This window comes from Kitasatospora sp. NPDC043949, assembly GCF_056435365.1.
Genome location: NZ_JBWKEQ010000033.1, coordinates 58,830 through 65,374, shown reverse-complemented (window position 1 = coordinate 65,374; position 6,545 = coordinate 58,830). Strand labels below are relative to the sequence as shown.

The 6,545-nt window shown below is 75.3% G+C and carries 6 protein-coding genes; 5 read left to right on the top strand and 1 reads right to left on the bottom strand.

From position 1 onward, the window contains the following. The first annotated feature begins 286 nt into the window (after positions 1-286). The 5 genes from AC07AL_RS25225 to AC07AL_RS25205 all read left to right on the top strand — a co-directional run bounded on the left by AC07AL_RS25225 (position 287) and on the right by AC07AL_RS25205 (position 5,555). Positions 287-757 carry a hypothetical protein gene (locus AC07AL_RS25225; protein WP_363579649.1) on the top strand — a complete coding sequence of 157 codons (471 nt, stop codon included), beginning with the start codon at positions 287-289 and terminating at the stop codon, positions 755-757. Next, positions 754-2,346 carry a multicopper oxidase family protein gene (locus AC07AL_RS25220; RefSeq protein ID WP_363632572.1) on the top strand — a complete coding sequence of 531 codons (1,593 nt, stop codon included), beginning with the start codon at positions 754-756 and terminating at the stop codon, positions 2,344-2,346. The genes AC07AL_RS25225 and AC07AL_RS25220 overlap by 4 nt, the downstream gene beginning before the upstream one ends. Before the next feature lie 192 nt (positions 2,347-2,538). Continuing rightward, positions 2,539-3,897 carry a DUF2252 domain-containing protein gene (locus AC07AL_RS25215; protein WP_478318254.1) on the top strand — a complete coding sequence of 453 codons (1,359 nt, stop codon included), beginning with the start codon at positions 2,539-2,541 and terminating at the stop codon, positions 3,895-3,897. A gap of 113 nt (positions 3,898-4,010) precedes the next feature. Further along, positions 4,011-4,553, top strand: coding sequence for a GNAT family N-acetyltransferase (locus tag AC07AL_RS25210; protein WP_478318252.1), 543 nt, complete (start codon positions 4,011-4,013; stop codon positions 4,551-4,553). Positions 4,554-4,634: 81 nt separating this feature from the next. Further along, positions 4,635-5,555 (top strand): DUF6891 domain-containing protein, encoded by a 921-nt coding sequence (locus AC07AL_RS25205; RefSeq protein ID WP_478318272.1) that lies wholly within the window; start codon positions 4,635-4,637, stop codon positions 5,553-5,555. Between the two features lie 31 nt (positions 5,556-5,586). On the opposite strand, the gene AC07AL_RS25200 is transcribed toward AC07AL_RS25205, so the two are convergent. Continuing rightward, a partial coding sequence (locus tag AC07AL_RS25200) for a diacylglycerol kinase (RefSeq protein WP_478318250.1) occupies positions 5,587-6,545 on the bottom strand: 959 nt, incomplete at its 5' end.

Here is a 6,545-nt window from a genome sequence, read left to right as displayed (position 1 = left end):
AGCCCCCCCACAGCAGGATCGAACCCCCCCCCCCCCCCCCCCCCCCCCCCCCCCTCCCCCCCCCCCCCCCCCCCCCCCCCCCCCCCCGGCACCTGCTCGAGGATCGCTGGACGGGCACACCAGAGCCTCGCTCGTACGGGTGACAAAAGCCGGGCCGAGTAGGCGCAATGGGGTAGCCGGGAAACTCCAAACCCCTTTATTGGAGCTGATCGTGATGTCGGATCAGCTACGCTCTCGCCCGCCCCGCCCGTCCCGCCCGACCCGCCGAAGCAGAGAGTAGCCCGACATGAGCAGTCCTCCCGCGGCCGCCGCGCCCCGCTGGCCGCTGATCCTGCTGCGCACCACCGCGACCACCCTGGCGGTCCTGGCCCTGCTCCAGGTCATGCTGGCCGGCAGCTTCCTCAACGGCACCTACGAGTCCCTCAAGGACCACGAGGGCAACGCGATGACGCTGGCCACCGTGGTCCTCGGCCAACTGGTGGTGGCCGCGCTGGTGCGCCGGCCCGGCCGCGGCCCGCTCTGGCCGCTGTGGACCACCGCCGTGCTGACCGTCGCCGTCGTCGGCCAGATGGCGGCCGGCTACGCGCGGTCGATCAGCGTGCACGTCACCCTCGGGGTGCTGCTGGTCAGCGGGGTCCTGTTCGGGCTGGTCGGCGCCTGGCGGCTGCCGCTGCCCGCCCGCGCGGACCACCTGCCCGAGCCGGACGGCAGCGGACGCCTGCCGCGCCCCGGCGGGCCGCTGGAGGTGTCCAAGTGAACCGTCGCCGGTTCCTGGGCGTCGGCGCCTCCGTCCTCGGCGCGGGCGCGCTGGCCGCCGTCGCGGGCCCCGCCGCCGCCCGGCTGTTCGCCGAGGGCCACCCCGGCCGGCTGCTCAGCAGCGGCCTCGACCTGCCCGAGCCGTTCCAGGTCCCGCTGCCGGTGCCCACGGTGCTCCAGCCGGTGCGCACCGACGCGACGGCCGACTACTACGAGATCACCCAACGGGTCGCCGAGCTGGAGATCCTGCCCGGCGTCAGGACCGAGGCCTGGACGTACGGCGGCACCTTCCCCGGGCCGACGGTGGTCACCCGGTCCGGCCGGGCGGCGGTGGTCAAGCACCGCAACGAGCTGCCGGTGCCGTCCGTGGTCCACCTGCACGGCGGCCACACCCCGGCCGACAGCGACGGCTACCCCGTCGACCTGCTGCTGCCGGTCGGCTCCTCCGGCGCGGGCCGGGGGGCGCCGGGCATGCCGGGGATGTCCGACATGCCCGGCATGCAGGGGATGGGCCACGAGGCGGGGCGCACCGCCGAGGGCGAGCGCACCCACACCTACCCGGGCAAGCAGCGCGCCGCCACCCTCTGGTACCACGACCACCGGATGGGCTTCACCGGCCCCGGCGTCTGGCGCGGCCTGGCCGGCTTCCACCTCGTCCACGACGACGAGGAGAGCGCCCTGCCGCTGCCGCGCGGCGACCGCGACCTCCCGCTGATGCTTGCCGACCGCTCCTTCGCCGGGGACGGCTCCTTCCGCTACCCCGCCCTGGACGAGGACCTCGCCTCGCCCGGCGTCACCGACGACTACATGAACGGCGTCCTCGGCGACGTCATCCTCGTCAACGGCGCCCCCTGGCCCCGCCTCGACGTCGACCGCGCCCGCTACCGGCTGCGCCTGCTCAACGCCTCCAACGCCCGCCCCTACCGGCTCCGGCTCGACCCGCAGCCCTCCGGCGGCGACGCCCTCGTCCAGATCGGCTCCGACGGCGGCCTGCTCGCCGCCCCGGTCGCCCACGACGTGCTGGAGATCGCCCCGGCCGAGCGCTTCGACATCGTCGTCGACTTCTCCCGCTACGCCCCGGGCACCTCGGTGCGGCTGCTCAACCTCTTCGGCAGCGGGCGCACGGCGGAGGTGATGCGCTTCGACGTCTCCGGCAAGAAGGTCAGCGACGACTCGACCGTGCCCGACAAGCTGTCCACGATCGAGGAACTGGACGCCTCCGCCGTCGACGTCACCCGCAAGTTCATCTTCCGGCGCAGCGGCAGCTACGGCTGGACCATCAACGGCGACCTGTACCGGCCCGGCCACGACCTCGCCCGGCCCGCCCTCGGCAGCACCGAGCGGTGGCGCTTCACCTCCGACCTGCACCACCCCGTCCACGTCCACCTCAACCAGTTCCAGGTGCTCAGCCGCAACGGTCGCGACCCGGGCCCGTACGACGGCGGCTGGAAGGACACCGTCGACCTGCGTCCGGCCGAGGCGGTCGAGGTCCTGGTGCGCTTCACCGACTACCGGGGGACGTACATGATGCACTGCCACAACCTGGAGCACGAGGACATGGCGATGATGGCGGACTTCACCGTGCAGTGAGCGGGGGCCTGGGGGTTTCATCCGGTCGGCTTCATCCGGTCGGCCGAGTGTCGGAGGGCGCGCGGTGCGCGCTCCGGCACTCGTGGCCTAGCGTCGCGGGGAGACGTACCCCGCCCGCCGCCCGCCGCCCGCCGTTTCGTCCTCCCGCCGACCCGCTGTCCCGCTGTCCCGCCGACCGAGGAGCCGCCGCGCATGACCACCCCCGCCGAACGCCGCCGGCACGGCCGGGCCGCCCGCGACCGCGTCTCCCGCTCCGCCCACGGGCGGTGGATCCCCGCCGCCGACCGGCCCGACCCGGTCGAGGTACTGGTGCGCCAGGGCGAGGACCGGGTCGCCCGGCTGCTGCCGATCCGCTACGGGCGGATGGCCGACACCCCCTTCGCCTACCTGCGCGGCGCCGCCGCCGTCATGGCCGCCGACCTCGGCGCCGTCCCCGACACCGGCCTCACCGTCCAACTGTGCGGCGACGCCCACCTGGTGAACTTCGGTCTGTTCGCCTCGCCGGAACGCGCCCTGCTCTTCGACGTCAACGACTTCGACGAGACCCACCCCGGCCCCTTCGAGTGGGACGTCAAACGGCTGGCCGCCAGCATCGCCGTCGCCGCCCGCGACCACGGACAGGACGAGGACCGCGCCCACCGCGCCGCCCGCACCGCCGTCCAGGGCTACGCCACCGCCATGCGCCGCCTCGCCGGGCTCGGCGAACTCGACGTCTGGTACTCCCGGATCGACGCGGGCGACCTGCTGGCGCCGCTCCGCAAACCCCGGCAGCGCAAGCAGGCCGAGGCCGACCTCGCCCAGGCCCGCCGCCGCACCAGCCTGCACGCCTTCGGCAAGCTCACCGAGGAACGCGACGGGCAGCGGCGCATCATCAGCGCGCCACCGCTCATCGAACCGCTGAAGAAGAACGAACTGCTCGACATCGGCAAGGTGTTCAGCGACTACCGGGCCACCCTCGCCGAGGACCGTCGCGTCCTCCTCGACCGCTACCGCTTCGTCGACGCGGCGATGAAGGTCGTCGGTGTCGGCAGCGTCGGCACCCGCTGCTACATCGTCCTGCTGGAGGGCGGGGACACCCGGGACCCGCTGTTCCTCCAGCTCAAGGAGGCCGGACGGTCCGTCCTGGAGGACCACCTGCCGCCCACCCGGGTCGACGCCGAGGTCTCCGTCCACCACGGCGGGCGCCGCGTCGTCACCGGCCAGCACCTCATGCAGGCCGCCAGCGACATCTTCCTCGGCTGGACCACCGGCCCCGCCGGGCGCCACTTCTACGGCCGCCAACTGCGCGACATGAAGGGCTCGGTCGAGGTCGCCGACCTCACCCCGTCCGGCCTGCGCGCCTACGCCGACCTGTGCGGCCGCACCCTCGCCCGCGCCCACGCGCGCACCGGCGACCGCCTCGCCATCGCCGGCTACCTGGGCGGCGCGGACGCCTTCGCCGAGGCGATCGCCGACTTCTCCGTCCGGTACGCCGACCAGACGGCGCTCGACCACGCCGAACTGCTCGCCGCGATCGACGCCGGCCGGATCGTCGCGACCCCGGGCGTCTGAGCACGGCGCGCCTCCCGGCGGGTGCGCTCCGGGGCCGGGGGTACGGGGGTGCGGGGTGGGGGGTGCGGAAAACGGGTTGCCCCGGCAGGCGCGGTCGGCGTTGGCTGGCCCGCATGACCGAACTGCGCACCGACCGCCTTCTCCTGCGCCCCTGGCGGGACACCGACCTCGCACCCTGGGCCGCGATGAACGCCGACCCCGAAGTCCGCGAGCACCTCGGGGACGTCCTCACCCGCGAGCAGTGCGACGCCTCGGTGGCGCGCTTCGAGGCCGAGAGCGCGGCGCGCGGATACGGCTGGCTGGCCGTCGAGGTGCGCGCCACCGGCGAGTTCGTCGGCCTGGCGGGCCTCGACAAGGTCGACGAGGGCCTGTCCTTCACCGGCGTCGAGATCGGCTGGCGCCTCGCCCGCGCCGCCTGGGGCCACGGCTACGCCACCGAGGCGGCCCGCACCGTCCTCGCCCATGGCTTCGACACTCTCGGCCTCCCCGAGATCCTCGCCGTCACCACCGCGACCAACCACCGCTCGCAGGCCGTCATGCGCCGCCTCGGCATGACGTCCGACCCCGCCGACGACTTCGATGACCCGACCGCCCCCGAGGGCCCGCTGCGTCCCAACGTGCTGTTCCGCCTCCGCCGCGAGCAGCGGGCGGGCTGACGGCGGGCCGAGAACGGGCCGACGGCGGGCGCGTCCCGGGGCTCGGCGCCGTTGTCAGTGGCGTGTGGTTGGGTGATCCACATGCTGGCGATCGGGGTGCAGGAGAACGACGGGACGCGCCACCTCCGGGTGGAGGCGGCCGAGTTGGCGCGGCTGGTGCGGCGGATCGGCGCGAAGGGCGACCGCTTCCTGGTCGCCCAGCGGATACCGGACCTGCCGGACGTCTTCATCCAGGTGTGGCACGCCGAAGGCGGCGAGTACACGCTCGAACACCGCGACGGCTCCGCCGCCCGGCACTTCGAGGTGCGCACCGACGGTCCCGAGGCGGTCATCGCCGCGATGACGGGGTGGGCGCGGCACGAGCCGGGCTGGGGCGACGGCCTGGACTGGCAGCCGCTCGACCTGGGCCCGCAGCCGGAGCCCGCCCCGCCGCTCGACGTGCCCGCCGACGACCTGCGGCAGTTGCACGACCGGCTGCGCCTCACCCTGGCCGGCGGCTACACCACCCGCGCCGAGCTCGCCGAACTCGCCGAGGACCACCTGGTCTCCGGCGACCACCGCCCGCTCTCCCGCGACCAGGCCGAGCAACTGGCCGACCGGCTCTGGCTGGAGCGCGTCGGCGAGCAGACCGGCTGGATCGGCGAGACCGACCCGGAATGCCTCACCCGGGCCTTCGCCGCCCTGGAGGAGGCCGGCATCACCGCCCGGGAGCACTTCAGCTGCTGCGGTTCCTGCGGCGACGCCGAGATCGCCGCCGCCGGGGCACCGGACGCCCGCGGCTACGTCTACTTCCACACCCAGGCCACCGACTCCGCCGCCGCCGGCCACGGCCTCACCCTCCGCTACGGCGGCTTCGACGCCTCCCCGCTGACCACCACCGCCATCGGCCACGAGGTGGCCGCCGCGCTCACCGACGCCGGCCTGCCCGCCCGTTGGAACGCCGACCCCTCCCGCGCGATGGAGATCCGCCCCCTCCTCTGGCGCCGCCGCCTGGCCGGGTGAGGCCCGTGGCTCCGGCGGGGAGGCGGGTGGGTCACGGCACCAGGAGGTGGAGGGCGCCGGGCGCGGCGCTCACGTCGACGGGGAGGGCCGCGATGAACTCGCCGTCGGCGTAGGCGGTGATGGCGGGGGAGTCGATCCGCAGGGATGCGGTGCGGTGGGTGGTGACTTCGGGGTGGGCGGTGTGGGTGCCCTTGAAGAGGGTGGGGAAGAAGCGGGCGATGCGCAGACGGGGCATGGCGGCGACGAGGGTGAGGTCGAGGAGCCCGTCGTCGGGGAGGGCGTCGGGGCAGATGAGCATGCCGCCGCCGTAGCTGCGGGTGTTGCCGACGGCGGCCAGGGTGAGGTCGCGTTCGATGACGGTGCCGTCGGCGAGGGTGATGCGGAAGGGCAGCGGGCGCAGGTTGGCGAACTCCGCGAGGATGGCCAGGTTGTAGCGCATCCGGCCGCGGGGCCAGCGCAGGCGGTTGGCGCGGTCGCTGACCAGCGAGTCGAAGCCGGTGGCGAGGACGGAGCCGTACCAGCGGGTGGTGCCGTCGGCGGCGGTGACCAGGCCGAGGTCGACGGTCCTGGTGCGTCCGGCGGCGACGACGTCGGCGGCGGCTTCGGGGGCGGCGAGGGGGAGGCCGTACGCGCGGGCGTGGTCGTTGCCGGTGCCGGCGGGTATCACGCCGAGCGGGACGGCGGTGCCGGCGACGGCCTGGAGCGCGAGGTTGACCATGCCGTCGCCGCCGACGGCCACGACGGCGTCGACGCCGTCCGCCACGGCCCGGCGGGCGAGGCGGACGGCGTCCTCGGGGTCGCGGCCGGCGTGCCGGTCGACGTGGAGGCCGAGGGCGTGCAGACGGGCGACGGCCCGGTGGGGGGGGGGGGGGGGGGGGGGGGGGGGGGGGGGGGGGGGTGTGGGGGGGGGGAAGGGAGGGGGGGGGGGGGGGGGGGGGGGGGGGGGGGGGGGGGAGAGGGGGGGGGGGGGAGGGAGGGGGGGGGGGGAGG

Bases quoted from the DNA above. Each gene is read 5' to 3' on its own strand.
- AC07AL_RS25215 (WP_478318254.1), top strand. From the start codon at position 2,539: ATGACCACCCCCGCCGAACGCCGCCGGCACGGCCGGGCCGCCCGCGAC.
- AC07AL_RS25205 (WP_478318272.1), top strand. From the start codon at position 4,635: ATGCTGGCGATCGGGGTGCAGGAGAACGACGGGACGCGCCACCTCCGG.
- AC07AL_RS25225 (WP_363579649.1), top strand. From the start codon at position 287: ATGAGCAGTCCTCCCGCGGCCGCCGCGCCCCGCTGGCCGCTGATCCTG.
- AC07AL_RS25210 (WP_478318252.1), top strand. From the start codon at position 4,011: ATGACCGAACTGCGCACCGACCGCCTTCTCCTGCGCCCCTGGCGGGAC.